Consider the following 22,689-nt stretch of genomic DNA (forward strand, 5'->3'; position numbering starts at 1 on the left):
GATCGTCGTGACGCTCTCCCGCTTCACCGTGGCTGCAGCGGCTGCTTTGTTGCTGGCCGCTCCAGCTTCAGCCACCACCACTGCCTCCAGCGCGGCGCAGACCAAGCGTCCCCCGGATCCGATCCCTCCAGTGGCGGAGCCCATTTCCCTGGAGGCGTCCTTGGCCCGTGTGCCTATGGATCTACGCCAACGGCTTGGGGTGCAGCTGGTGTTGGATCGCACCCACCGTCAGTTGCTCGTGTTGCGCGATGGCGTGATCCGTCGTCGTTATCCCGCAGCGGTGGGCACCGAAGGCTGGGAAACACCGGCGGGCCGTCATCGCGTGCTCCAGAAAGTGCGTGAACCGGTTTGGACCCATCCGGTGGATGGGCGCCACATCAGTGGTGAGAAGAATCCGTTGGGCACCCGCTGGATCGGCTTCTACCGCGATTGCAAGGGACGCAACGGCTGGGATGGAGAGCAATATCTCGATATCGCAGGCTGCACCGTGGCGGGCTTCCACGGCACCCCGCACCGCTGGACGGTGGGCCGGGCCGTGTCCCATGGCTGCGTGCGTCTCTATGAGGAAAACGTCCAGGAGGTGTTCGATTTGGTTCGAGTCGGCACCCCGGTCACCGTTCTTCCCTGAGTTGGTTTCAGTTTTTCCTCTGAATTCAACTTAAAGTCGCGGCGCCTTTCAAAGCTCCGTCTGACCATGCGCGTGCTGTTTGCTGCTGCCGAGTGCGCTCCGATGGTCAAGGTAGGTGGCATGGGCGATGTGGTCGGCTCGCTGCCTCCCGCCCTTGCGGCCCTGGGCCACGACGTGCGCTTGATCATGCCCGGCTATAGCCGCCTCTGGAGCAAGCTCGACATTCCGGCAGAACCGATCTGGCGTGCCCAGACCATGGGCACCGAGTTCGCGGTGTACGAGACCCGGCATCCCACCAATGGCCTGCCTCTGTATCTCGTGGGCCATCCGGTGTTTGATCCAGAGCGCATCTACGGCGGTGAAGACGAAGACTGGCGGTTCACCTTTTTTGCGAGCGCCACCTCTGAGTTCGCATGGAATCACTGGAAGCCCCAGGTGCTGCATTGCCACGACTGGCACACCGGCATGATCCCGGTGTGGATGCATCAAGACCCTGAGATCAGCACGGTCTTCACCATCCACAACCTCAAATATCAGGGCCCCTGGCGCTGGAAGCTGGATCGCATCACCTGGTGCCCCTGGTACATGCAGGGGGATCACACCATGGCTGCGGCGCTGCTGTATGCCGATCGGGTGAATGCCGTATCGCCCACCTATGCCCAGGAGATCCGCACCGCCGAATACGGCGAACAGCTCGATGGTCTGCTCAATTACGTCTCCGGCAAACTGCGCGGCATCTTGAACGGCCTTGATCTCGAGGCCTGGGATCCGGCCACCGACAAAGCTCTGGCTGCCAATTTCAGCGCCGAGGATCTTTCCGGTCGTACAGCCAACAAGCGCGAGTTGCAGGAGCGCATGGGTTTGAACGTCAACCCCGACACCTTCCTGCTGGGCATGGTCAGCCGCCTGGTGGATCAGAAGGGCGTTGATTTGCTGCTGCAGGTGGCTGATCGCTTGCTGGCTTACACCGACACCCAGATCGTGGTGCTGGGCACCGGCGAGCGGGGGCTGGAATCCGGTTTGTGGCAACTGGCTTCCCGTCATCCCGGGCGGGTCGCTGTGTTCCTCACCTACGACGACGCGCTTTCGCGCTTGATCTATGCCGGTAGTGATGCCTTCCTGATGCCCAGTCGCTTTGAGCCCTGCGGCATCAGTCAATTGATGGCCATGCGCTACGGCTCAGTGCCCGTGGTGCGCAAGGTGGGGGGTCTGGTGGACACCGTTCCTCCCCACGACCCTGGCCAGAACAGCGGCACGGGTTTCTGCTTCGATCGCTTTGATCCCGTCGACTTCTACACGGCGCTCGTCCGTGCCTGGGAGGCCTATCGCCATCAGGAGAGCTGGCGGGAACTGCAACGGCGCGGCATGCGTCAGGACTACAGCTGGGCTCGTTCCGCTCTGGAGTACGACCGCATGTACCGCGAGGTCTGCGGCCTCAAGGAGCCAGGTCCAGATGCGGCGGCTGTTGAGCAGTTCTCCCGTGGTCAAGATGCCGATCCCTCGCGTGAGGCTGCGCCAGAGCAATCGCTCCCTGCTTCACCCACGCGCAATCCCCTGGCCCGACTGTTGGGCAAACAACGCCAATGAGCTTGTTTGGGCAGAGCGATCTGGCCTTGGCCATGATGCTCTGGTCCGAAGGGATCGTGATTGGATGGCCTGGGACTGTCGTTGTCTGACCGTTGAGTAAGTGATGCCAGAGCCGCGAGAGGAGCGGTTCCTGCCCGCTCCTTATCAGAGCCCTTGGGAGGCGTTGCGGCGGGATCTGGCTGCAGTCGTTGCCGACCTACGTCTTCGAGCTCAGGAAACTTGGCGCCGTAACCGTGAGGGTGATCTCGACGTTCCAGCCTTCTGGCCCCGTGATTTAGCTCCTCTGTTCTGGCCTCTTGTTGTGTCGCTGGCCTTGCTGCTGGTGGGGGCTGGGGTGGTTGTGCTGGCCGGGCGGGTCATTCCACAGCAGCAGTTGTCGAAGCCCCATCTCGAGTCCTTACCGGAATCTCCCGCTCCTGAACGTCCTGTTCCTCTCAGCTCCTCTCCCACGCCTGACATCGCCAAGACGCCACCGGTCGAGACGACACCGGTCGACGAAGCCGCACCGGCAAGACCAAAAGCTCCACCGCCATTTGCTGCTCCGTCAGTTCCTGCTGCGCAATCGACAACCCCTTCAGCTGCAGACGTGCAAGCGACTGATCAACCGCTTGCTGCTCCGCAGTCTGTTCCCGATCCGCTCCCCGATCCGCTGTTGGTGACGTTGCAGCAAGCCGCTGAGTCAACAGGTGTGGGTGTTGACGCCCCCAAGTTGGTGGTGGCGATTGCTCGGCGACCTGAGCGCAATGGTGTGCAGCTCACGCTCGCAGCGTCTTGGTGTGATCTCAAGCAGAGCCGACGTCAGGAACTGGCCGATCAGTGGTTGGAGCAGAGTCAGGCCGCGGGCTACGACGAACTCCTGCTCCAATCGGAGCAAGGAAAACGTTGGGGGCGATCTGCCCGTGTCGGGCAGGGCATGGTGATCCCGGAGCCGGAGACCTTGACCAAGCGGTGATGCTTAGAAGATGCCCAGGGTTTTCTTCTTGCAATACCCAGCCCCGATGTTCATCCATCCCGATAGACAGGCTTTGCCATTGGTGGGGGTGACTTCGTAGTACACCGGAGAGACACAGGTGGTGCCGAGGGTGTTTACATAGCCGAGTGGGCATTGGTCATGGCCGGGGGCTTTGGGGATCTCCCGTTGAGCCGAGGCCTCTAAAGGGGCTAGGGCTGGAACCGCGATCAGCACAGTCGCGAAAAGCCATCCGTGTCGACGTGTCATTGATCGATGCCATTGATCAGCTTTGATTGTGCCGAGCTTTTCACCACTTGAGCGGGTGGCGGTTCTTTGCTGTGCAAGCAGCAGTCGACGGCATGATCATCCGGTGTGTGGATCGCTTTGCTGTGGTGAACCTCGGCCAGTTGGTGCAGCTCTGGGGTGAGCCCGCAGGTCTCACTGCTGATCAATGGGTGCAGCGCCAGTCGGAACCGCTTGGCCCGGTGTGCACCGACAGCCGTCGCCTGGAGGCCGGTGCCCTGTTCGTGCCCTTGGTTGGGGAGCAGTTTGATGGCCATGCCTTTCTGGCTGATGCAGCTCGATGTGGGGCCCAGGCGGCCCTGGTCGCTGCCGGGTCGAACGCTTCTCTCCCCGAGGGGTTGCTGCATTGGCGGGTTCCTGACACGACCTTGGCGTATCAGCAGCTCGCGTCCCTTCATCGTCAGCAGCTGAACGCAGCGGTGGTGGCGGTGACCGGTTCAGCGGGTAAGACCACCACCCGGGAACTGATTCGTGCGGCCTTGGCTTCTTTAGGGCCCATCCAGGCCAGTGCCAGCAACAACAACAACGACATCGGCGTGCCCCTCACCCTGCTGGGGACCACCCAGCACCATGCCGCGGTCGTGGTGGAAATGGGGATGCGCGGCCCTGGTGAAATCGAGCGTTTGTCCCGTTGTGCTCAGCCTGATATCGCTGTCATCACCAACATCGGCACCGCCCATATCGGTCGTCTGGGCAGCCGGGAAGCGATCGCTGCTGCCAAATGTGAGATCACGGCTGCCCTCAAGCTCGATGGTGTGGTGGTGATCCCCGCTGGGGATCCTCTGCTGGAAACGGCTTTGGCTCGGGTGTGGCAAGGCAGGATCCATCGCGTGGCCTTGGTTGGTGATCCTGGGCTGACCAATTCCCAGTTGCCAGCGGCGAACGACCTGGCTGATGTGGATGAACAGAGTGGGGTGTTGACCCTGGGTGAATTCGATTACCGCATGCCTCTGGCGGGTCGCCATAACGCTCGCAATTGGCTCCTGGCCCGCGCCGTGGCCTCTGGCTTGAACGTCGATTCGGACAGTTTGGTTGCGCTGGATGTCGATGTTCCCGGCGGCCGCAACCGACGCCTGAAGCTCGGGGCTCTCACCGTGTTGGATGAGACCTACAACGCCTCACCAGAGGCGGTTTTGGCTGCTCTCGATTTGCTGGCGCAACAACCAGGTCGTCGCTTTGCGGTGCTGGGCACCATGCTTGAGCTGGGTGACGAAAGTGCCGCATTGCACCGTGCTGTGGTCGAGCGAGCCGTGGCGTTGAAGCTCGACGGGCTGGTGGTGGTGACGAGCGGTGCGGAAGCGACCGCCATGGCAGAGGCGGGTGCGAGCCTCGAGCGTTTTGCGGTGGTGGCGTCCCCGGAGGCCGCGGCCGAGCCCCTGCGGGGCTGGCTCAGTGCGGGTGATTGCCTGTTGCTCAAGGCCAGTCGAGGGGTGGCGCTGGAGCGCTTGCTGCCAGCGTTGGAGACACTCGCGCTTTGACATAAGCAATCACGCTGCAGGCCCAGCCAGCTGCGTGGGGGGCAGGCGCTAATGCGAAGCGGCCTTCACGAATGAATTCGGCGAGGCGGGGGTGGGGGCCCTTGGGGCCAGGCACGACCACACTGTGATCTCCCGCATGGAGCAAGGGCAGATCGTTCGGGGAATCTCCCAGCGCGATCACGTGCACATCCCCTTGCTGGAGTTTTTGTTTCAGCGCGTCCAGGGCTGCCCCTTTGCTGGTGCCGGCCTGCAACAGGTGGCTCATGCGATTGCCTTGCACCACTGTCAGGTTGAGGCGGGTTGCTTCTTGCTGCACCAAGCTCTGTCGGTCGCTGGGTGGATTCAGAAACGGCACACTCCACTGGCGTTGTTGGGCCATCTGGATCGCCTCCCCTTGCAGTCCAGTCAGGTCGGTGACTTGCTCAGGGGTGAGATCCTCCAGCGCCGTTAGAGGCGTATCCGTGACCACCGCCAGGGTGCTCAACTGATCCCGCAAGACGGCATGGGAGCTTCCCAGGCCCTGTTCCCAGGCTTGGGCGTCAGTGCCACCCAAGATGGCGCCACCGTTTTCGACGATGAAGGGTCCGTCGAGCTCGGCATCGCGCCGGAATCGCCGCACTTCCTCCGCCGTTTTGCTGGTGCAAGGAATCACGGAGATTCCAATCTGCTTCAACCAGGTCAACGTCGTCTTCGCCGCACTCCAGTCGTAGTGGTGATCAAGAAGGGTGCCGTCGAGGTCAGTCACGACCCAGAGATTGGCGGGTTCATGTGCTGGGTTGGTCAGCATGGTTGAAGCCAGTGCACGGCAAAGGGATCCAGGGTGAGCTGGGTCGGCACGGGGGCCGAGTTCTGGAGACAATCGCACCAATGCCCTTGATTGACGAGGCTGCGCAGGTCGAGGTTGAGGCGATTGGCGCTGAAGTTGTGCACGGCCCAAACGGTGTCGGTGCCGCTGCCGCGACGAATCACCACCCGATCAGCCATGGATCCACTTAGGCAAGCGAAGGCGGCCTGAGGGTGAAAGGCTGGGAGCGAGCCCCGCACGTCCATGGCATGACGCACGGTCTCAAGGGCGAACCTGGCATCGCTGTGGGGATCAGTGAGACGCCGTTCCAACCCCTCGCGATTGAACCGTTCGCGGTTCAAGTCGCGACGCTGACCACTGCTGCGGAAGCTGGCTTCATCGTTGCCTGAGGCCATCAGGGTTGGCAAATAGAACGCGGGAACCCCGGGGAGAGCCATCACGAACAACTGACTCAGGCGAAAGCGCTCGCGTTGTTGCAGGCGCGGATCCCGGCCTCCTGCGGCCATCGCTGCCCACCAGCTGATGTTGATTTCGTAGGGGCGTTCACAGCCGTTGCTGAGTCGACGATGACTGATCAATCCTCCACGTCGCTCACAGAGAGCCAACAGCTGCTCCAGTCTTTCGGCCTCCATCAATCCCTCCAAAGGGCGGAGCCCGACGCCGTCATGGCTGGCGCTGAAGTTGAGCAAGGTGGTCTGCTCGGGCAACTGCGGCCATCGCTCGAGCCAACGGTTGAGGAGATCCGGGCGCTCCCTCAGCACCGCCTCCAACAGCAGAGGAGGGAGCGGAAAGTTGTAGGCGATGTGGGCTTCATCGCCGGGCATCAGGTAGGAGAGGTTCTCCGCCTCGGGCACGTTGGTCTCGGTCACCACGACACCATGGCTGTGCTGGCTGTCGAGCAGAGCTCGGAGCAGCTTCACCAGCAGATGGGCGCGCGGGTGATGGATGCAGCTGCTGCCAGGTTCCTTCCACACGTAGCCCACTGCATCCAGGCGCAGCCAGCTCACCCCATGACGCACCAAGCGTGTCAACAGTTGGGTGAAGCCCAGCAGCACCGCATCGCTCGACCAATCCACATCCACCTGATCGGGGCCGAACGTGGTCCAGACCGGGACCAGACCGTCGTTGGTTTGCAACGGCGTGAACAAGGCTGAACTGCGTGGACGCACCACCTGGCTCCAGTCGGCGTCTGGATCAGGCGCCAGAACGCAGTGCACGCCAGGGTCCTGCCCCTGCCGGAATTGCTGCACCCACGGATGGGCTGCTGAGACATGGTTTAGCACCAGATCAGCCATCAGGGTGCGACCGATGCTTAGGGCTTGAAGCGCATCCCAGTCGCCCAAGTGCGCTTCAAGCTGTTCATGACTGGCAACAGCAAATCCCCCATCGCTTGTGGCTTGCAAAAAGGGGAGCACGTGCACAACCCCGGCCAGGGGATGGAGGTGTCGGTTGAGAAATGAACTCAGCGTCAGTAGGGCCGGTTCATCAGGGCTTCGAACCGTGTCGCCATAGGTGATCAACACGTTTGTGGATTGATCCCAACGCTGGTGATCGGGTGTTGGCTCTGTGGTCGTCTGCGCAAATTGAAGCAACGGCGACATCGCAGAAATGATCTCCTCCCGATCGTCGTGGGGTCGCCAACGCTTCAGCAGTTCAGCAAGTTGCTCCTGCCCCTCTCTCCCCACCGATTCATCCCTTCCCGATCAGGTCCCAGGGTGCGTGGTGAGGCTTCGTCAATGTTGTTGCACTGATCACGGAATGGACTTTCAACAGAATCTGATCACCACCATTCACGACTACACCCTGGCGCTTCAGGATCCAGTCCAGTTGCAGCAGGGACTGCGAGACAAGCCCACCACCATCTTGATTCCTTGCCTGATGGAGGAATTCCGCAGGCCGGCGTTGCGGTTAATCCGCTCCGTTCTTCAAGAGCTTGAGGGGCTGCATCAGTTGGTGATTGCCCTCTCAGCCGGCAGTGTGGAAGAGGTCCGAGAAGCGGAGCAGTTTTTCGCTGATATGCCCTTCCCGGTGCATGTGCAGTGGACCAATGCACCGGCCGTGAAGGAGCTGCTCAGTGGGTTCAGTGATCAGGGGCTGGATCTCATGGGGCCACCGGGCAAGGGGTGGGCCGTCTGGCAAGGGCTAGGCGTCGCGATCCGTGACGCAGAAGTGGTGGCCTTGTTTGATGCCGACATTCGCACCTTTACGCCGGCCTACCCCCAGCGCATGCTGCTGCCTCTGCTGCTGCCGTCCAGTGGCGTTGCCTATGTCAAGGCCTTCTACAGCCGCCTGTCTCTCGAGACCCATGCACTTCAGGGTCGAGGGACCCGTCTGTTTGTCGGCCCGTTGCTCACCGCTCTGTCACAGCTTCTGGGTGACAGTCCCTTCTTGGACTACCTGCAGGCTTTTCGCTACCCACTCGCCGGCGAGTTCGCTTTCACCCGCGACCTAGCGGTGAATCTGCGCATCCCCTGCGATTGGGGTCTGGAGATCGGTCTCCTTTCGGAAGTTCACCGTCATGTCGCCCTCAGTCGGATCGCTCAGGTGGACCTGGGATTGTTCGACCACAAACACAAGACCCTTGGTGAGTCCCCGCGGGAAGGTTTGCAGCGGATGTGCTCAGAGATTCTTGCCAGCGTGTTGCGCGGGTTGATGGAGCATCAGGGCACCACAATCTCCGCTGAGCAGGTGGCGACGTTGGAAGTGTTGTTCCGGCGGGTTGGTGAAGACCGGATTCGTCAGTTCGCCCTTGATTCAGCGGTGAACAATCTGCCTTACAACCGCCATGGTGAAGAACTGGCGGTGCAGCAGTTTTCGAGTTTGATTCGACCAGGGTTGCAGCGCTTCCAGCAAGATCCCCTGGCGATTCAGCTTCCCAGCTGGTCCCGGCTGCTCAGCTGCGCTTCACGGCTCCAGGATGATTTGGCGCAGGCCGGATTGGACCGCTGTGGAGACAACGATTCGGCGATCTCCCTGGCACCGAATGCACGATCGGGCTGTCCCTCGTTGGTCTAGGCGGCGCGGTGGCGTAAGGGATAGCTTTCGCAGCGGATCAGATCGATCGCGTGGGGATGGTCGTGGATGTAGCGCACCATTTCCATCGCCAGCACCCTGGCCTCGAACGCATCGTTCGCGTAATAACAACTTTCTTTTGTGATGCTGTTGGCGTCGCGATAGCGCACCGTATAGCGCTTCTGTGCAGACATGATTGTGATGGCGACGCTTTCACGCTCACACAGAGGCACATGATTGACATCCGCCTCGGTGTGAAAAGAATCTGAGGATTACTGATTCAGCTCCAGTTTTCCTTGATCAGTTGTTTGGCTCGGCCCAGTGCCAGTGCGCTGTCGGGCACGTTTTTGGTGATGGTGGATCCCGCACCAATCGTCACGTTGGCACCAATGGTGACCGGAGCGACCAACACGGAATTGGCGCCGGTTTTGCTGCTATCTCCGATCACAGTTTGGTGCTTGTTGACGCCGTCGTAGTTGGCAGTGATCGTGCCCGCGCCGACATTCACGTCCTGTCCGAGCTGGGCATCACCGATGTAGCTGAGGTGATTGACCTTGCTGCCGTTGTCGAGACGGCTCTTTTTCACCTCCACAAAGTTGCCGATGCGGCATTGATTGCCGATGTCGGCGCCGGGGCGTAGGTGGGCATAGGGGCCGATCGCCACACCATCACCGACCTGGGCTTCCCGCACCACGGAAAGCAGCACGCTCACGTCCTTGCCCAGGCTTGCGTTCTCGAGCATGGAGCCCGGGCCGATGCGGCAGCCATCCCCGATGCTGCAGCTGCCACGCAGATGGGTCTGCGGTTCGATCACCACGTCACGGCCGAAGCTGCAGTGCTCACTCAGGGTGCAGCTGGAGGGATCCACAAAGGTCACGCCTTCGTTCATCCAGTGATCCCGAAGCCGCTCCTGCAGCACTGCTTCGCACTGGGCCAGTTGCTTGCGGTTGTTAATGCCGTTGACTTCATCCGGATCGGCCACCTCCACATGCATGGCCTTGTCCAGCATGGCCACGGTGTCGGTGAGATAGAGCTCCCCTTGGTCGTTGTCGGTGCTCAGCTTCGGCAGGGTGGCTGCCAGCTTGCTCCAGTTGAAGCAATAGATCCCGGCATTGGTGAGGTTGTTGCTGCGTTGCTCGTCGCTGCAGTCACGGTGCTCGATGATGCCGCTCACCTGACCGGAAGCATCAGCGAACACCCGTCCGTAACCGGTGGGGTCGTCCAGGCGCGCGGTGAGCAGGGTGACATCGGCGCCACTGCGGCGGTGGGTGCTCACCAGTTCATCGATGGTTTCGGCCCGCAAGAGAGGCACATCCCCATTCAGCACCAGCAGTTCCCCACTGAAGCCCTCAAGGGCGGGCATCAGTTGCTGCACCGCATGCCCTGTGCCGTTCTGGGGCTGCTGGAGCACAAACTCCAGGCCATCCACGTTGCTGAGCTGTTGTTCCACCCGTTCGGCCTGATGACCAACGATCAGCAGCCGCCTGTCGGGGTTGAGATTGCGTGCGCTGTCGAGCACACGCTCCACCAGTGTGGCCCCAGCCAGTGGCTGCAGCACTTTCGGTAGGGCGCTCTTCATGCGGGTGCCTTTTCCGGCGGCCAAGACGGCAACGGCGAGCATGAGGCGGCTGAAACGGTTGGGCGGAATCTACCGGGACTCCGCCGCAGGATCGATCCTCGGTTCAGCGGCCGATCAGGCTGCAGCTGGGGCAGCGAATCAGTTCATGGGCACGGGCGTGGGTGTCGTCCATCGGATTGAGAACGGTGCTCAGCCGTTCGCCATCCCGAAGTGCTTCCAGCACAAGCAAGCTGCCGTAGAACACAACCTGAAAGGTCCAGGAGTCAAAGCCGGAGAGGGAAAAAGTCATGGTGGGCTTCCGATGGGATGCCCTCAAGCTCTCCCTTCTGGCTGTGAGTTGCGGTGCTGAGGGTCATGCAGCGCCGTGATCCTGGTCACAGGCGTTGATCAGCTCTCGCATTTCTTCAGTTCGGCTTGGGCATCAGGTCTGCTCACGAACGACCAGCCGTATTCCTCCTCGTATTTCCACGATGTTTTTGCCTGGCAATTGCAGCGCTCGCGAAGCGCATTCACTTCCTTGCTGCTTTGGCTTCCTCCCATCTGCTCTGCAAGATCAACTATGGCGATGCATTGCTCATAGGCCTTGCCACTGATTGAGTCTTCTGGAGGCATCCCTAAGCCACATGAAGTCAGGAGTGGTGCGAAACCTAGAAGCCAGATTTTTTTCATTGAACGGTTGAATTTTTTGCAGCTTAACTCTGTGTTGTGTCGCGATTTCCTTGCTAGGTAGTTTTATGCATGAGGCGCATTTTTTGGAGGGTTCATGCTGTTTGCCTCCTTCGCAGACCAGGCACTCCACGCGCCTGATGCGGTGGGTGATGGCTCAATAGCCCTTGAGGTTGCGGCCTGAAGTCGAGGTGCATTCCTATTCACCACCAGAAGTTTTTCGCTGTAGTCCTCAAGACCAAGTGTCAGTTGCTGTCACCATTTGGTCTGATGCCCAGCGAACCGCAGTCGCAAATCAGGGTAGAGGTCGCGTCCGGCGACTAAGCCAGTCTTTGAGTCTTGCCGGCAGGTGGGTGAGCTCATTGGCGAGTGGTTTGAATTGATTCCATCAGAAAAATGACCAATGCTTCCTATTTGTTTGTCTGTGGCTGATTAAATCTTTGTTGTTATCAATTGTCGATGACTCTAATGGCAGCCCATAGGCCCAGCGAGTGCTTCAAGTGCAAGTCGCCTTCCCCCTGATTGTGCGTTGTGGCACAACTGGAGGCTTCAAGCGTTGACAACACCAAAAGTGCAGCTAGTTGTGTAAAAGCATCTGATTTTCAACTGTGAAAATGGTTTTGTTTGTCGCATTCATGCTGTTGATGGCTCCTTTGGCTTCTTTCTCGGGAGACGTTCCTGCTTCTGTCATGACCCAAATTGAAGAGAGCTGCAACGAATCCGTTGCTAGCGATGACCAAGCAACAAACTCCGAAGAAAACTGTATTGCTGAAGCCGTGGAGGCCTATCACCAAGCCCACTAAGACGTCTGCCGAAACGGGATCCGCAGTCGTTCAGCGCTAAGGGTTGGTATTCAACATCCAGCGATGTTCAATGCCTTATTGCGCTGCAAGAGGTTTTGAGACTGTGCTGGGGGAAGCCAAGCCACGCCATCGCCGCTGCCAACTACTTGTGCTTTCTAGTGCGCAGCACTGTTGCTCGTTGCGCCGACGTTGTTGAATCGAGGCAGCGGGGTCCCGGCCCGTTGGGTCCCGATAGGGGATGGAGGCTCGGGTATGCAGATGCTCGATCTCCATCAGGCTGAGACCCTGCCAACCGGGTCCGCTGTCAGCCAGTGGATGACCTTGAATCAGGCGATGGGCCATGGTCCCCGAGCTCCATTCCTTGCGTTGTCCGGGGGCGGGCAGTAAAGAGCGCAGCTCGAGGCCGGCACGCTGGAGGCTACCCCGAATGGATGCAGCGCGGGAATAGGTCAAAAGCCTTCCTCCTGGAGCAAGTTTTTGCGCCAAGCCCCCAAGAAATTCTTCACTCCACAATTCCGGACAATGGCTGGGGGAGAAGGCATCCATCAGGATCAGATCCAGCTCAAGATCGCTGGGGAGCTTGTGAAGTTCTTGCCTGGCATCGCCCCAGAGCATGCTCCCGTCGCTGCCGTCCTCTGCGTCCCAGTGGCCGCGATCTCTGAGCGCTTCGAGCCGCGCCAACACCGGAGCACTCCACTGGGCGTTAAATCCCTGATGCCCTAAGGCCAATGCCAAGGGGCGCGGGTCTAATTCCAGCCCCCACCACTGCAGTTGGGGCGGCGCATCCAGAGGGAGTGCTTCCATCAGGGCGGCGCTGTTGTAACCCAAGCCCACGCACACATCCAGCACGCGGAGGGGTGTGCCGGATTGGAAGCGCTCCAACTGCGCCGGTGCCACGAACTTGGCTTTGGCCTCCGCCAGGGCGCCGGCTGAGCTGTGGAAGGCTTCAGAAAAGTGTGAGCTTTGCAGGCTGAGGCTGCCGTCCGCAGTGTCGAGAGCCGTCAGCTCCCCGAGGGGGTGGCCAGCCGCCCCGCATTCAGTTGCGGAGCCGTGTGAGGTCATCCCAGAAGGTGGGGTAGCTAACCGCGGCTGCTTCACTGCGGGCCAGGGTCGAATCACCCTCCGCCATCATCGCGGCGATGGCCAGGCTCATGGCAACCCGGTGATCGGTCTCGCTGTCGAGCACGGCGCCCTTCAGCGGGCGGCCCCCGCGAATGGTGAGCCCGTCAGGGTGCTCTTCAATATCGGCACCCATCGCTTTCAGTTGCCGGGCCATTACAGCCAGACGATCGGTTTCTTTCACCCGCAGTTCTTCTGCGCCGGTGATGCGGCTTTCCCCTTCGCAGAAGCAGGCGGCAACGCTCAGGATCGGCACTTCATCCACCAATCGGGGCATCACTTCTTCCCCGAAGTTGAAGGGCTTAAGGGGGCCATGGGTCACCCGAAGATCGCCTACGGGCTCACCGGCCACATCCCGCCGGTTCAGCACTTCGATGCGGGCGCCCATCTGTTCCAGCACCTCCAACACGCCAGTGCGCGTGGGGTTGAGCCCCACATTCTCGATGGTGAGATCGGCCCCGGGAACGAGGGCGCCAGCGACAAGCCAGAACGCAGCGGAGCTGATGTCGCCTGGCACCACCACGTGTTGGCCGGTCAGGGAGGCACCGGGTTTGACGCTGACGTGGCGTCCCATCTCTCCGCCCACATCTAAGTCGGCACCGAAGGCCTTGAGCATCCGCTCGCTGTGGTCGCGGGAGTGGGCTGGTTCGATCACCGTGGTGGGGCCATCGGCTGTGAGTGCTGCCAGCAGCAGCGCTGATTTCACCTGGGCACTGGCCACGGGGGTGCCGACAACCGCGCCGCGAAGCTTGCGACCCTGCACGGCCAGTGGAGCCAGATTGCCACCGTTGCGGCCCCGCACGTCTGCGCCCATGAGGGCCAGAGGTTGGCCGACCCGTTGCATCGGTCGCCTGCGCAGCGATGCATCCCCGCTCAGCACGAAATGACGTCCGTTACGGCCAGCCAGCAGACCAAGCATCAGTCGCATCGTGGTGCCCGAGTTGCCGCAATCGAGCACTTCGCCTGGTTCCTGCAGCCCATCGAGGCCCACACCTTCGACAGTGATTAGCTTGCCGTCTTCGATCGGACTGATCGTGGTGCCCATGGCCCGCAGACAAGCGGCGGTGCTGATCGGGTCTTCAGCAGGGAGAAGGCCTTCGATGGTCGTAGTGCCCTCGGCGATGGCACCAAACAACAGGGCACGATGGGAAATCGACTTGTCACCAGGCACACGTACCCGTCCGCTCAGTCCACCTCCTGCTTTGAGTTCTCGAGGGGACTTGTGCGTTGGCGTCACTGGTTAAAGATGGACTTGGCCTATTGATCCTATGGGTCGGCTTCACCCAACCGGAGAATCTGCCAAAAGAAGTGCTTTTTAATTATAGTAATCGAATGAATCTTCGTGCCATTAGCGCATATTTGATTTCGCTTATTTGCTTTTTGCTTTTTGTTTGTGTCGCTTGGTGGTGCCAAAAGTGTTTTGAAGGAGTAGCAATTGTTACGATGGTTCAACTCATTTGATCACTTGGATCGGCTTAGTGGTGCTCAAATGGATTCATTCATTTCGAATGCGTGAGCTCATTAACGCTAAAGCGCTCTCAAATTGCTGATTTCAAATTATTTAATTCAGGTCTTGTTGGCGACGACATCAGGCTATTAATTACTGACGGAGTGATTCGTCTCTTTGCTGTTCATTTGGCCAGCGGAGAGGCATTTACTTTGGGCTTTTTTGGCAATGAGAGCGTTTATGTGCCTGCAGCAAGATATGAGGGTTTAGAATTTAAATGCGAAGCGATGTCTTCGGTTTTTCTGGGTATTGATAAGGTTGAAATGGTTGATAGCAACGTAGACATAAAGCATTTTGAAGGCCAGTTGTCTTTGATGAATTGGTCATTGATTTTATCTATGATTGCATGCTCAAAAACTACATATCAAAAGATTGAAAGGCTGATAGTGATCCTTACGTTTCGTTTTGGAAGTAGAAATGCAAGGGGGTATTGCCTGCCTTTTACTGTAAGTCATCAAAGACAGTCTGAAATTTTAGGTTGCACTCGTTCGACTGTTACGCGCTATATGCTCTCCCTGAGAAAGTCTGGGATGATAGAAGTGCAAGGTTATGACAAAGCTTGGATTGTCTCTGAACACTTAATCAGTAAGCATGAAATATTTGTTGAAGGTCTTTTTGCTCAAACTTAATCGCGTCCGCATTTACATTTTCCTCCTTTCCATTTAGAGCATTTTGACTTTTTGCATCCCTTCTTCCTGGAATATTGCGTGAGGTCGGCGATTTTGACACGTTTACCCTTGGTTTCTGTTTGGTCTTCAGCAATGCCAAGCCCACTCCGCGAAAACCCCATCTAGTCTCTTGAGATTGACTCTCAATATAGCTTGTTAATTCTGCACAAGCGCGTCATTTGATACTTGACGTGCGCTCATTGACTACTCATCCTAAGAGGAACGCTAAGGATTTTTAACAATGGCTGGTGTTGCCCCCTCATCAGTTCCTGGCCTTGCCACCCAAGGTCCTTCAGGTCGGGTCATTGCTGAGTCAATGTCGCAGGAGCTTGTTGGTGCTATTCAACAGCACATCAATCTCGAGTTAGAAGCATCGATGACGTATTTGTCGATGTCGATCTGGTGTGCTGAGAGGGAGCTGGCAGGATTTTATAAGTTTTTTAGTGCAGAATCTGCTGAAGAGCGTGGGCATGCCATTCAGTTTGCTGACTATTTAGTCGCTCGTGCTCAACGTAACGACCTCCAACCTCTTCAAGCACCATGCCAAAACTGGTCAAAATTAGAAGATGTGGTATTCAGCTCTTTTAGGATGGAGGCTGATACTACGAGCTCAATTCAGCACTTATATTCGATTGCAGAACGTGAGAATGATGTAAGGACGACTGTCTTTCTTGACCCTTTATTAGAGCAGCAAATTGGTTCTGAAGATCAGTATGCTTATTTGCACGGCAGAATTAAATTCGCTGACAATGATTCGACCGCCCTTTTAGTTATTGATGGCGAAGTTCGGTCTGGCTTAACAAGTCGATAGAATTTGTGCTTCTTGATGCAACTTCTAAAAGGAATTTAGCTTCAATCCTTCTTGAATTCTTAGTCATATAGATATAGCTCTGTATGTTGGCAGAGATGAGTCTAAGCTCTTCGACAAGTCTTTCTCTAAGCTTGAAATTGGTGCAACGATTTAGCCGCTCGCTTATTTTTTGTTTGTTTTTGATTAGGTGAGTAATATTCATTTGCCTGATATCAGATTAAAATGATAGTGGGCTTGTATTGATTAGGTCTGGAGAAAGCCGTATCTCTGCTTCTCCTGGTGCAGTTTTTAGCATTTCACCATTTCTTAGTTTCGACATTAAGCGAGTTGATGTCACGCGCGTTGAGCCAATCAATTCCCCGATCCGTTCATGGGTCAGTCGGAACGGCAGGCTGCACCATTCTCCATAGCGCTTTCCGAGCCTGCTCACCAGAAGGCTGAGCAAAGCGTGAAGCCGTTGCTCGGCTTGGCCTAGATGCCGAATCCGAAGCAGCTGAAGCGTCCACTCGTTCACAGAGTCATAGCCATGCCCTGTGGCTTCTTCTGCTTTTGTTTCAAGCCGAAGGTTTGTAAGCGCTTCAACGCACACTCCATCACTGCAGAGACAATCGGTACGGAGCTGATCGCCGTCTTGCAGGAATGCAAGAGTCATTCCTTCAGTCTCTTCGCATGGGCAGTACACCCGAGCAATTCCCTCAAGAACGTTCAGCTTCAAGCACTCGGAGTGGTCGCTGCTGTTGATTAACACCGTTTGACCGGGAGGGATACGGATGGATCCGCTGGGTTCGTCTGGGAGAAATCGAAAATCCACGCGGGACCAGTGAAGCTAATGAGAATCCTTTGCAATATACAGCCTCTTCGCCCTTTCTGTGAACGATTCTCATTAGCGATAGCGTATTGAGACCGGGGATGTGCGTTTTGGGCCGTCTGGCTGCCTCCTAAGAGGATTTCGCCGTTGTTCGGAGGGTGGACGGCTCGTGCTGAGCCGGCTTGTTCCAGTTCTCCCTTGCTGTCAACAGCCCCGTGATCACAAGGCCCATCAGCGTCAGTTGAAAAGCTCTCAGCATTGGTGTGCGCACGTCGCCTCGTCTATCGAGTCTTTTCTGTCTAGATTTTCTTGATCTCGTCTGCGTATCAATTGATCGCCTTTGTTTGGTCATTTGATGCCCCTATGTCGATCAATGCGTTAATGCCCTTGTGACGCAATTTCGATATTGCGGTTTTTGAAACGGTTACTTTCCTCACAGCGCTTTGCGCCTTTTTGTGAGGAATTCAATGAAACTCTTCCAGCAATTGCTGGTGGCACCTGCTGCCCTGGGCCTTCTGGCTCCTTTGGCTGTTGATGCAAACCGGTCTGCTAATGCTGCTGAGCTGAACATCAACGGTGTGTCTGACTACGCCGCTAGTTCTTTAGGCAGCAGCCTCGAGCAGGTCACCAGTATTAGTCAGTTCTCGGATGTGTATCCGACTGACTGGGCCTACCAGGCACTGAGCAACCTGATCGAGCGCTACGGCTGCGTCGCCGGTTACCCCAACGGCACCTACCGCGGCAACCGTGCGATGACCCGCTATGAAGCGGCCGCACTGCTGAACGCTTGCCTCGACCGGATCACTGAAGTGACCGACGAGCTGAAGCGCCTGATGAAGGAGTTCGAAAAGGAACTCGCCATCCTCAAGGGCCGCGTGGACGGTCTGGAAGCTCGCGTGGGCGAACTGGAAGCAACCCAGTTCTCCACCACCACCAAGATGAGTGGTAAAGCTGACTTTGTGATCGGTGCCACGTCTTACGGTGGTGATAAGACTGATGACCTTTACGCGACCGATGAAGATGGCAAGCGAACTGGTTATTTAGGAGATGATGCCCTTTCATTTTCTTACCGTTACACGTTAAACCTGAATACAAGTTTCACGGGTAAGGATCTGCTCTATACGCGCCTGCGTACTGGTAACTTCAACGCCAATGCTTTCTCTGGAAAGGGTTACACCGGAAAGCAATCTCAGCTTGAAACTTCTAAAAGCAGTGCAGATATCCTGAAGGTTGATAAGCTTTGGTATGAGTTTCCTGTAGGCAATTTCAGGGTCTATGCTGGCCCTAAAATTGAAAACTATTACATGTTGGGTGCATCACCTAGCGTCTACAGGCACATCCTTAAGCAATTTAAGCTTGGTGGCTATTACGGTGCTTATGGTGCATCAACTTCTCCAGGTTTTGGTGTTAACTGGATTAGTGACCGTTATGCCAACTATGGAGACGCAAAACTGAAGTTGAGTGCCAACTATGTTTCCAAGAATGGTGCCAACTCCAACGCGCGTGAGGGCGGATTTATGACCGACAATGGCAAAGGTAAGTTCCTGAGCCAGATCGCCTACGGCAATACACAGTGGCAAGTTGCTGCCGCTTATGCATATTCCCAGCGGGGGATGACCGTTGGTGGTGCCGGTACTCCTTTGGGGGCTTCAACCAAAAATTATGAGGAAGCAAATCAAGTTAACTTGAATGCCTATTGGCGCCCTCAAGATAATGGTTGGATTCCCAGCATTAGTGTTGGTTGGAGTCTCAGCTCCTTCAATCTTCCCAAGGAAACCATCAAGGGTGAATTTAATGGAACCCGCACTGAGGCACAGGGTTGGCTGGTTGGCCTGAACTGGAAAGATGCCTTCATGAAGGGCAATCGTCTTGGCTTTGCTGCTGGTAGCCCTCAGTTTGTGACGGCTATTAAGGGTGAGGTCACTAAAAAAGATGGTACAAAGACCAAGTATCCAGATGATGGAAACATGGCCTTTGAACTCTATTATGATTTCCAGGTCACAGATAATGTGACGATCACCCCTGCTGTTTTCTACTTAAGTCGACCCTTTGGTCAGAAGACTGGCTCTAGTGCTGAGACGGGTGGTCTTGGTGCTGATCAATTCAATACCTTTGGTGGACTTGTACAAACCACATTCAAGTTCTGACCAATTAAGTTCGAACATAAAAATGAGGGGCTTTGCCCCTCTTTTTTATGCATTTAGAGTGAGGTGGTGGCTACGCTCACTCGTTTGACATGGTTGATCTTGTTTTACCAGCAGTTTTCTCCCTCTCCGATTGGAATGCAGACGCCTTCATCCTCTGCCTGCTTTTCTTGTTTTTTTAATGCCTCATCTTTGATTGCTTCGTCTGATACATCTTGCTCAGTTGTCCATTCTTGATAGCCCCCTTCGAGTTCTGCGGTCTGCACTGAAGTGGATTGCGCTTCTTCAGTCGACCCTGGAGTTCCAATGGCAACTGCAGTAGACGCCGCCAGAAGGAGGCTTAGGGCTGTCGATGTTTTCATAGAATAATAAAATTCTATTATTACTTGCCGATCTTTTGCTCGGAGATCATTTGTTACAGGCCAAGCGACCAAATTTAGCTTCCGAAGCTGCGGAGTAAGTTTGCATGGGCAAGAAATATTCGATCTAATGCTTCGGACCTACCTTGCGTTGCCAGCAGGTAGTTTGCTCCTGCTTCAAGGTTGAATAAATTCATGCGTAGCTCCTGGCTCGCAATATAGCTTTGGACCCATCCGATGCATGCAAGTCTGATTCCTGATGTAACTGTATTGACTTGGTGTAATTGGTTGCTTGGGTAGATGAAAGCATGACCTTGCTTCATTTTTACTGTTGTTGTCTCTGTTGCTCCGTGAATGACTAGCTCTCCACCTTTGTAATCCTTCTCGCTGCTAAGGCAAATTGTATAAGAAATGTCTGCTCTTCCTGTCTTCATAAATGCGTTATCGACATGTGTTCCGTAACCGCCGCCAGCTTCGGTTCTGCTGATCAAATTATGGTGCATTTTTTTTGGGATGCAAAAGCTTTTAAAGCTTGGGTTGTTTCGGAGTCTTTCCCTAATGGCTCTTTCTAGCTCTTTGTTTTCTTGGGTGTCGGGCTTGAGCTGAAGATTGATTTTTTTTGTTTTCGCATGGCTGCCTGTTGTTGTTTTTCCGTCAACCCAGTGTTTCGGGGTAAGCGTCAAAAGTTTGGCTTTGAAATCCTCGCACTCTGATTCGGTGAAAATTTTGATTTCGAGGCTTTCCATGCTGGATTGTGCTTAATTTGCTTTGGCACTGTGCCTTTTGTAACGCCTTTGGCTTTTGCCTGACCTTTGATACTACTAGTGTCCTTTCCCCTATGTCGACAGCTGCAAAAGTCGTTCTTGGCTCCCTTGGCTCGTTGTTGGTCTCGATCCCAGTTCTTGCCTCTCAGGAGGTTCGTGTTTATTCAGGGCGTCACTACAATACAGATCGAACGGTATTTAAGAATTTTTCTGATTCTACTGGCATTAAGGTCCGTCTTTTGGAAAGCAAAGGAGCATCTCTTGTTGAGCGGCTGAGGCGTGAAGGTAGTAATTCTAAGGCTGATGTCATCTTGCTTGTTGATGCTGCGCGGATTAATAATGCCGCCAATTTGGGTTTGTTTTCACCTGTTCAATCCGCTTCTCTTCAGAAAGATGTCCCTGCCCGCTATCGAGATCCAAAGAATCGTTGGTTTGGCGTGACTCGACGTGTGAGGGTCATGGTGGTTAACTCCAAGATCGTTCCAATGTCTAAGTTGAAGACCTATGCAGATCTTGGCAAGCCCTTTCTGAAGGGAAAATTGTGTTTGCGTCGTAGAAATAATGTTTATAACCAGTCACTCGTAGCTGATCAGATTGCCCTGCGTGGTGTTGAAGCAACGAAGGTCTGGCTTAAAGGGATGAGGTCTAATATTAATCAACCCTATTTCCCAGGCGATATTTCTTTGATTCGTGCTGTGGCTCAAGGTAAGTGTGGTGTCGGCATTGTGAATCACTACTATTACTCTCGAATGTTGGCAGGCGTGAATGGTGCAGGAGATCAGTCTCTCGCTAAGAAAATCAGAGTCTTTATTCCAAATCCTGCCCATGTCAATATTAGTGCTGCCGCAGTCGCGAAAAATGCCAAAAATAGGGGTAATGCGATTAAATTGATTGAATATCTTGCTTCGTCTAAGGGGAGTCGGCAGTTGGCTAATCCGACATTCGAGCATCCTATTTCTTCATTGAATACCTCTCCCTATGTCTCCCGCTTGGGTGCTTTTACTCCAGATTCCGTCACGATTTCTCGGTTGAGTCAATATCAGCCTCTGGCGATTCAGCTCATGGCTGCATCTGGTTGGCGTTGAGTTGAGCTTCGGATGCAGGGCTCCTCAGTCTTTTTTCAGCCCTGCTTTATTTATTAGCGACTCCAGCACGTAGCCAAACAAGGCCGGATCGGGCTCTTTCCCTGCCAGGTCATCGAGTCCGAGCTCTGCCATGCGGTCACTGACCCGTTGTTCCAGCTCGGCTGGGCGGCGAAGCGGTTCGCCCCACTCATGGTTTTTCTCCGGACCGATCTTGGTGGTGGCATCAATCGCCATCCGACCTCCAAGCCCAAGTTGTTCGCTGGCGAAATCGAGGGTGTCAAAGGGGGTGTTCTCGAGCACGAACAGGTCCCTTTGGGGGTCGACTTGGCCAGCGATGGCCCACACCACCTGGCGTGGGTCGCGCACGTTGATATGGCTGTCGACCACCACCACGAATTTGGTGTAGGTGAACTGCGGCAGGGCACTCCAGAAGGCCATGGCAGCTCGTTTGGCCTGCCCGGGGTAGGCCTTGTCGATGGAAATCACCGCCAGCTTGTAGCTGAGCGCTTCCATTGGCAGGAAGAAATCTTTGATCTCCGGAATCTGCTGACGCAGGATCGGTGTGTAGATGCGGTTCAAGGCGATGGCCAGCATCGCTTCCTCTTTTGGTGGCCGGCCGCTGAAGGTCGTGAGCATCACCGGATCGCGGCGTTGGGTGACGCAGTGGAACCGCACCAGCGGGGAGTCTTCGACATTCCCGTAGAACCCCATGTGGTCGCCGAAGGGACCATCGGGACGCACCTCCCCAGGCGTGATGGTTCCCTCCAGCACGATTTCGCTATGGCTGGGCACCTTGAGGTCGAGGGTTTTGCAGGGGGCCAGTCGGACCCCTTCGCCGGCGTAGAGGCCAGCAAACAACCATTCGCTCAACTGCACCGGGATCGGTGTGGCTGCAGCCATCACCAGAAGGGGATGCACCCCGATTGCCACAGCAACCTCAAGCTTCTTGCCCATCGCTGCTGCCTTGCGCAGGTGACGGGCGCCGCCCCGCACGCTCAACCAGTGCACCGTCATGGTGTTGATCGACTGCTTCTGAAGCCGATACACGCCGACGTTGGGCACACCGGTTTCCGGGTCTTTGGTAATCACCAACCCCAGGGTGATCACGCCACCGGCGTCGCCAGGCCATGGCCGAATCAGAGGCAGCGCATCGAGATTGACGTCGTCCCCTTGCCACACCTGTTGGCGGCAGGGGGGGGTGAGGTCACGGTCCGGGACCGCTTTGATCAAGTCCCAAAAGACTCGGGCAAAGGCTTTGGTTTCCTCCAGTCCTTTGGGTGGTTTTGGTTGCTGAAGCAGGGCCAGACGGCTGCCGAGTTCTTCCAGCTGTTCAGCACGCTCAAGTCCCATGCTCCACACCACCCGCTCCACCGTGCCCAGCAGGTTCACGGCCAATGGCATCGAGGAGCCAATCACGTTTTCGAACAGCAGGGCCGGACCGCCCATGGCCAACACCCGATCGGCAATCGCAGCCAGTTCCAGGTCGGGATCCACGGGAGCTGTGATCCGCCGGAGCTGACCCTTGTCCTCCAGCAGTTTGAGGAAGCCCCGCAGATCGCGGGTCGCTGGTCCGGAACGGAACAGGGCCATAGATGCTTCTGGTTGGCTGGG

23 protein-coding genes are annotated in these 22,689 nt (G+C 56.4%); 10 read left to right on the forward strand and 13 right to left on the reverse strand.

Annotation, left to right across the window (positions count from 1 at the left end):
* Nucleotides 1-46 precede the first annotated feature (46 nt).
* From RS9916_RS02565 to RS9916_RS02575, 3 genes are all read left to right on the forward strand, one after another.
* Nucleotides 47-628: a L,D-transpeptidase gene (locus RS9916_RS02565; protein WP_369791600.1), complete on the forward strand. Its 582-nt coding sequence runs from the start codon at nt 47-49 to the stop codon at nt 626-628.
* A gap of 66 nt (nt 629-694) precedes the next feature.
* The gene (gene glgA / locus RS9916_RS02570) at nt 695-2,215 is read left to right on the forward strand and encodes a glycogen synthase GlgA (protein ID WP_007097648.1); all 1,521 of its coding nucleotides are present in this window, start codon (nt 695-697) and stop codon (nt 2,213-2,215) included.
* A 103-nt stretch (nt 2,216-2,318) separates the two neighbouring features.
* On the forward strand, nt 2,319-3,167 hold the full coding sequence (locus tag RS9916_RS02575) for a hypothetical protein (RefSeq protein ID WP_007097650.1): 849 nt from the start codon (nt 2,319-2,321) through the stop codon (nt 3,165-3,167).
* 3 nt (nt 3,168-3,170) lie between these two features.
* Here the strand turns inward: RS9916_RS02575 and RS9916_RS02580 are convergent, their stop codons facing one another.
* A complete protein-coding gene (locus RS9916_RS02580) occupies nt 3,171-3,434 on the reverse strand; it encodes a hypothetical protein (RefSeq protein WP_038023124.1) in 264 nt (87 codons plus the stop codon).
* A gap of 92 nt (nt 3,435-3,526) precedes the next feature.
* Between RS9916_RS02580 and murF the strand changes: the two genes are divergently transcribed.
* On the forward strand, nt 3,527-4,948 hold the full coding sequence (murF, locus tag RS9916_RS02585) for a UDP-N-acetylmuramoyl-tripeptide--D-alanyl-D-alanine ligase (protein ID WP_038024075.1): 1,422 nt from the start codon (nt 3,527-3,529) through the stop codon (nt 4,946-4,948).
* Here murF and RS9916_RS02590 read toward each other — a convergent pair.
* The gene (locus RS9916_RS02590) at nt 4,884-5,735 is read right to left on the reverse strand and encodes an HAD-IIB family hydrolase (protein WP_007097653.1); all 852 of its coding nucleotides are present in this window, start codon (nt 5,733-5,735) and stop codon (nt 4,884-4,886) included. The genes murF and RS9916_RS02590 overlap by 65 nt on opposite strands.
* Nucleotides 5,729-7,438, reverse strand: coding sequence for an alpha-amylase family glycosyl hydrolase (locus RS9916_RS02595; protein ID WP_007097655.1), 1,710 nt, complete (start codon nt 7,436-7,438; stop codon nt 5,729-5,731). Before RS9916_RS02595 ends, RS9916_RS02590 begins: the two co-directional genes overlap by 7 nt.
* Nucleotides 7,439-7,511: 73 nt before the next feature.
* Between RS9916_RS02595 and RS9916_RS02600 the strand changes: the two genes are divergently transcribed.
* Complete coding sequence (locus RS9916_RS02600) at nt 7,512-8,768, forward strand: hypothetical protein (protein WP_007097656.1); 1,257 nt, start codon at nt 7,512-7,514, stop codon at nt 8,766-8,768.
* On the opposite strand, the gene RS9916_RS02605 is transcribed toward RS9916_RS02600, so the two are convergent.
* The 4 genes from RS9916_RS02605 to RS9916_RS02620 form a co-directional block, all read right to left on the reverse strand.
* On the reverse strand, nt 8,765-8,959 hold the full coding sequence (locus RS9916_RS02605; protein WP_038023127.1) for a hypothetical protein: 195 nt from the start codon (nt 8,957-8,959) through the stop codon (nt 8,765-8,767). The genes RS9916_RS02600 and RS9916_RS02605 overlap by 4 nt on opposite strands.
* 86 nt (nt 8,960-9,045) lie before the next feature.
* Nucleotides 9,046-10,386, reverse strand: coding sequence for a bifunctional UDP-N-acetylglucosamine diphosphorylase/glucosamine-1-phosphate N-acetyltransferase GlmU (gene glmU, locus RS9916_RS02610; protein ID WP_007097658.1), 1,341 nt, complete (start codon nt 10,384-10,386; stop codon nt 9,046-9,048).
* A 61-nt stretch (nt 10,387-10,447) separates the two neighbouring features.
* Nucleotides 10,448-10,633, reverse strand: a complete 186-nt coding sequence (locus RS9916_RS02615) for a hypothetical protein (protein WP_007097659.1) — start codon at nt 10,631-10,633, stop codon at nt 10,448-10,450.
* 98 nt (nt 10,634-10,731) lie between these two features.
* Nucleotides 10,732-11,013 (reverse strand): hypothetical protein, encoded by a 282-nt coding sequence (locus RS9916_RS02620; protein ID WP_038023130.1) that lies wholly within the window; start codon nt 11,011-11,013, stop codon nt 10,732-10,734.
* Nucleotides 11,014-11,624: 611 nt separating this feature from the next.
* Between RS9916_RS02620 and RS9916_RS02625 the strand changes: the two genes are divergently transcribed.
* The gene (locus RS9916_RS02625) at nt 11,625-11,813 is read left to right on the forward strand and encodes a hypothetical protein (RefSeq protein WP_007097661.1); all 189 of its coding nucleotides are present in this window, start codon (nt 11,625-11,627) and stop codon (nt 11,811-11,813) included.
* Between the two features lie 75 nt (nt 11,814-11,888).
* Here the strand turns inward: RS9916_RS02625 and RS9916_RS02630 are convergent, their stop codons facing one another.
* Nucleotides 11,889-12,875: a tRNA (5-methylaminomethyl-2-thiouridine)(34)-methyltransferase MnmD gene (locus RS9916_RS02630; protein WP_007097662.1), complete on the reverse strand. Its 987-nt coding sequence runs from the start codon at nt 12,873-12,875 to the stop codon at nt 11,889-11,891.
* A complete protein-coding gene (gene aroA / locus RS9916_RS02635; protein WP_038023134.1) occupies nt 12,850-14,169 on the reverse strand; it encodes a 3-phosphoshikimate 1-carboxyvinyltransferase in 1,320 nt (439 codons plus the stop codon). Before aroA ends, RS9916_RS02630 begins: the two co-directional genes overlap by 26 nt.
* 275 nt (nt 14,170-14,444) lie before the next feature.
* On the opposite strand from aroA, the gene RS9916_RS14295 reads away from it, so the two are divergent.
* Together RS9916_RS14295 and RS9916_RS02640 are read left to right on the forward strand one after the other, a co-directional pair.
* Nucleotides 14,445-15,068: a helix-turn-helix domain-containing protein gene (locus RS9916_RS14295; RefSeq protein WP_007097664.1), complete on the forward strand. Its 624-nt coding sequence runs from the start codon at nt 14,445-14,447 to the stop codon at nt 15,066-15,068.
* 355 nt (nt 15,069-15,423) lie between these two features.
* Nucleotides 15,424-15,918, forward strand: coding sequence for a ferritin (locus RS9916_RS02640; RefSeq protein ID WP_007097665.1), 495 nt, complete (start codon nt 15,424-15,426; stop codon nt 15,916-15,918).
* 217 nt (nt 15,919-16,135) lie between these two features.
* Here the strand turns inward: RS9916_RS02640 and RS9916_RS13705 are convergent, their stop codons facing one another.
* On the reverse strand, nt 16,136-16,729 hold the full coding sequence (locus RS9916_RS13705; protein ID WP_071961543.1) for a Crp/Fnr family transcriptional regulator: 594 nt from the start codon (nt 16,727-16,729) through the stop codon (nt 16,136-16,138).
* A gap of 464 nt (nt 16,730-17,193) precedes the next feature.
* On the opposite strand from RS9916_RS13705, the gene RS9916_RS02650 reads away from it, so the two are divergent.
* Nucleotides 17,194-18,873 (forward strand): iron uptake porin, encoded by a 1,680-nt coding sequence (locus RS9916_RS02650; RefSeq protein WP_007097668.1) that lies wholly within the window; start codon nt 17,194-17,196, stop codon nt 18,871-18,873.
* Between the two features lie 104 nt (nt 18,874-18,977).
* Here RS9916_RS02650 and RS9916_RS13710 read toward each other — a convergent pair whose 3' ends face one another.
* Entirely contained in the window at nt 18,978-19,304 is a 327-nt protein-coding gene (locus RS9916_RS13710; protein ID WP_083773026.1) for a hypothetical protein, read from the reverse strand.
* 2 nt (nt 19,305-19,306) lie between these two features.
* A complete protein-coding gene (locus RS9916_RS02655) occupies nt 19,307-19,975 on the reverse strand; it encodes a Fe2+-dependent dioxygenase (RefSeq protein ID WP_007097670.1) in 669 nt (222 codons plus the stop codon).
* A gap of 92 nt (nt 19,976-20,067) precedes the next feature.
* Between RS9916_RS02655 and RS9916_RS13715 the strand changes: the two genes are divergently transcribed.
* A complete protein-coding gene (locus RS9916_RS13715; protein ID WP_007097671.1) occupies nt 20,068-21,078 on the forward strand; it encodes an extracellular solute-binding protein in 1,011 nt (336 codons plus the stop codon).
* A 24-nt stretch (nt 21,079-21,102) separates the two neighbouring features.
* On the opposite strand, the gene RS9916_RS02660 is transcribed toward RS9916_RS13715, so the two are convergent.
* Nucleotides 21,103-22,668, reverse strand: coding sequence for a UbiD family decarboxylase (locus RS9916_RS02660; RefSeq protein WP_007097672.1), 1,566 nt, complete (start codon nt 22,666-22,668; stop codon nt 21,103-21,105).
* Nucleotides 22,669-22,689 lie beyond the last annotated feature (21 nt).

This window comes from Synechococcus sp. RS9916 (assembly GCF_000153825.1).
Lineage (GTDB): Bacteria > Cyanobacteriota > Cyanobacteriia > PCC-6307 > Cyanobiaceae > Synechococcus_C.

Bases quoted from the DNA above. Each gene is read 5' to 3' on its own strand.
- glgA (WP_007097648.1), top strand. From the start codon at position 695: ATGCGCGTGCTGTTTGCTGCTGCCGAGTGCGCTCCGATGGTCAAGGTA.
- RS9916_RS02575 (WP_007097650.1), top strand. From the start codon at position 2,319: ATGCCAGAGCCGCGAGAGGAGCGGTTCCTGCCCGCTCCTTATCAGAGC.
- RS9916_RS02580 (WP_038023124.1), bottom strand. From the start codon at position 3,434: ATGACACGTCGACACGGATGGCTTTTCGCGACTGTGCTGATCGCGGTT.
- murF (WP_038024075.1), top strand. From the start codon at position 3,527: ATGATCATCCGGTGTGTGGATCGCTTTGCTGTGGTGAACCTCGGCCAG.
- RS9916_RS02590 (WP_007097653.1), bottom strand. From the start codon at position 5,735: ATGCTGACCAACCCAGCACATGAACCCGCCAATCTCTGGGTCGTGACT.
- RS9916_RS02600 (WP_007097656.1), top strand. From the start codon at position 7,512: ATGGACTTTCAACAGAATCTGATCACCACCATTCACGACTACACCCTG.
- RS9916_RS02605 (WP_038023127.1), bottom strand. From the start codon at position 8,959: ATGTCTGCACAGAAGCGCTATACGGTGCGCTATCGCGACGCCAACAGC.
- glmU (WP_007097658.1), bottom strand. From the start codon at position 10,386: ATGCTCGCCGTTGCCGTCTTGGCCGCCGGAAAAGGCACCCGCATGAAG.
- RS9916_RS02615 (WP_007097659.1), bottom strand. From the start codon at position 10,633: ATGACTTTTTCCCTCTCCGGCTTTGACTCCTGGACCTTTCAGGTTGTG.
- RS9916_RS02620 (WP_038023130.1), bottom strand. From the start codon at position 11,013: ATGAAAAAAATCTGGCTTCTAGGTTTCGCACCACTCCTGACTTCATGT.
- RS9916_RS02625 (WP_007097661.1), top strand. From the start codon at position 11,625: ATGGTTTTGTTTGTCGCATTCATGCTGTTGATGGCTCCTTTGGCTTCT.
- RS9916_RS02630 (WP_007097662.1), bottom strand. From the start codon at position 12,875: ATGACCTCACACGGCTCCGCAACTGAATGCGGGGCGGCTGGCCACCCC.
- RS9916_RS02640 (WP_007097665.1), top strand. From the start codon at position 15,424: ATGTCGCAGGAGCTTGTTGGTGCTATTCAACAGCACATCAATCTCGAG.
- RS9916_RS02650 (WP_007097668.1), top strand. From the start codon at position 17,194: ATGAAACTCTTCCAGCAATTGCTGGTGGCACCTGCTGCCCTGGGCCTT.
- RS9916_RS02655 (WP_007097670.1), bottom strand. From the start codon at position 19,975: ATGGAAAGCCTCGAAATCAAAATTTTCACCGAATCAGAGTGCGAGGAT.
- RS9916_RS13715 (WP_007097671.1), top strand. From the start codon at position 20,068: ATGTCGACAGCTGCAAAAGTCGTTCTTGGCTCCCTTGGCTCGTTGTTG.
- RS9916_RS02660 (WP_007097672.1), bottom strand. From the start codon at position 22,668: ATGGCCCTGTTCCGTTCCGGACCAGCGACCCGCGATCTGCGGGGCTTC.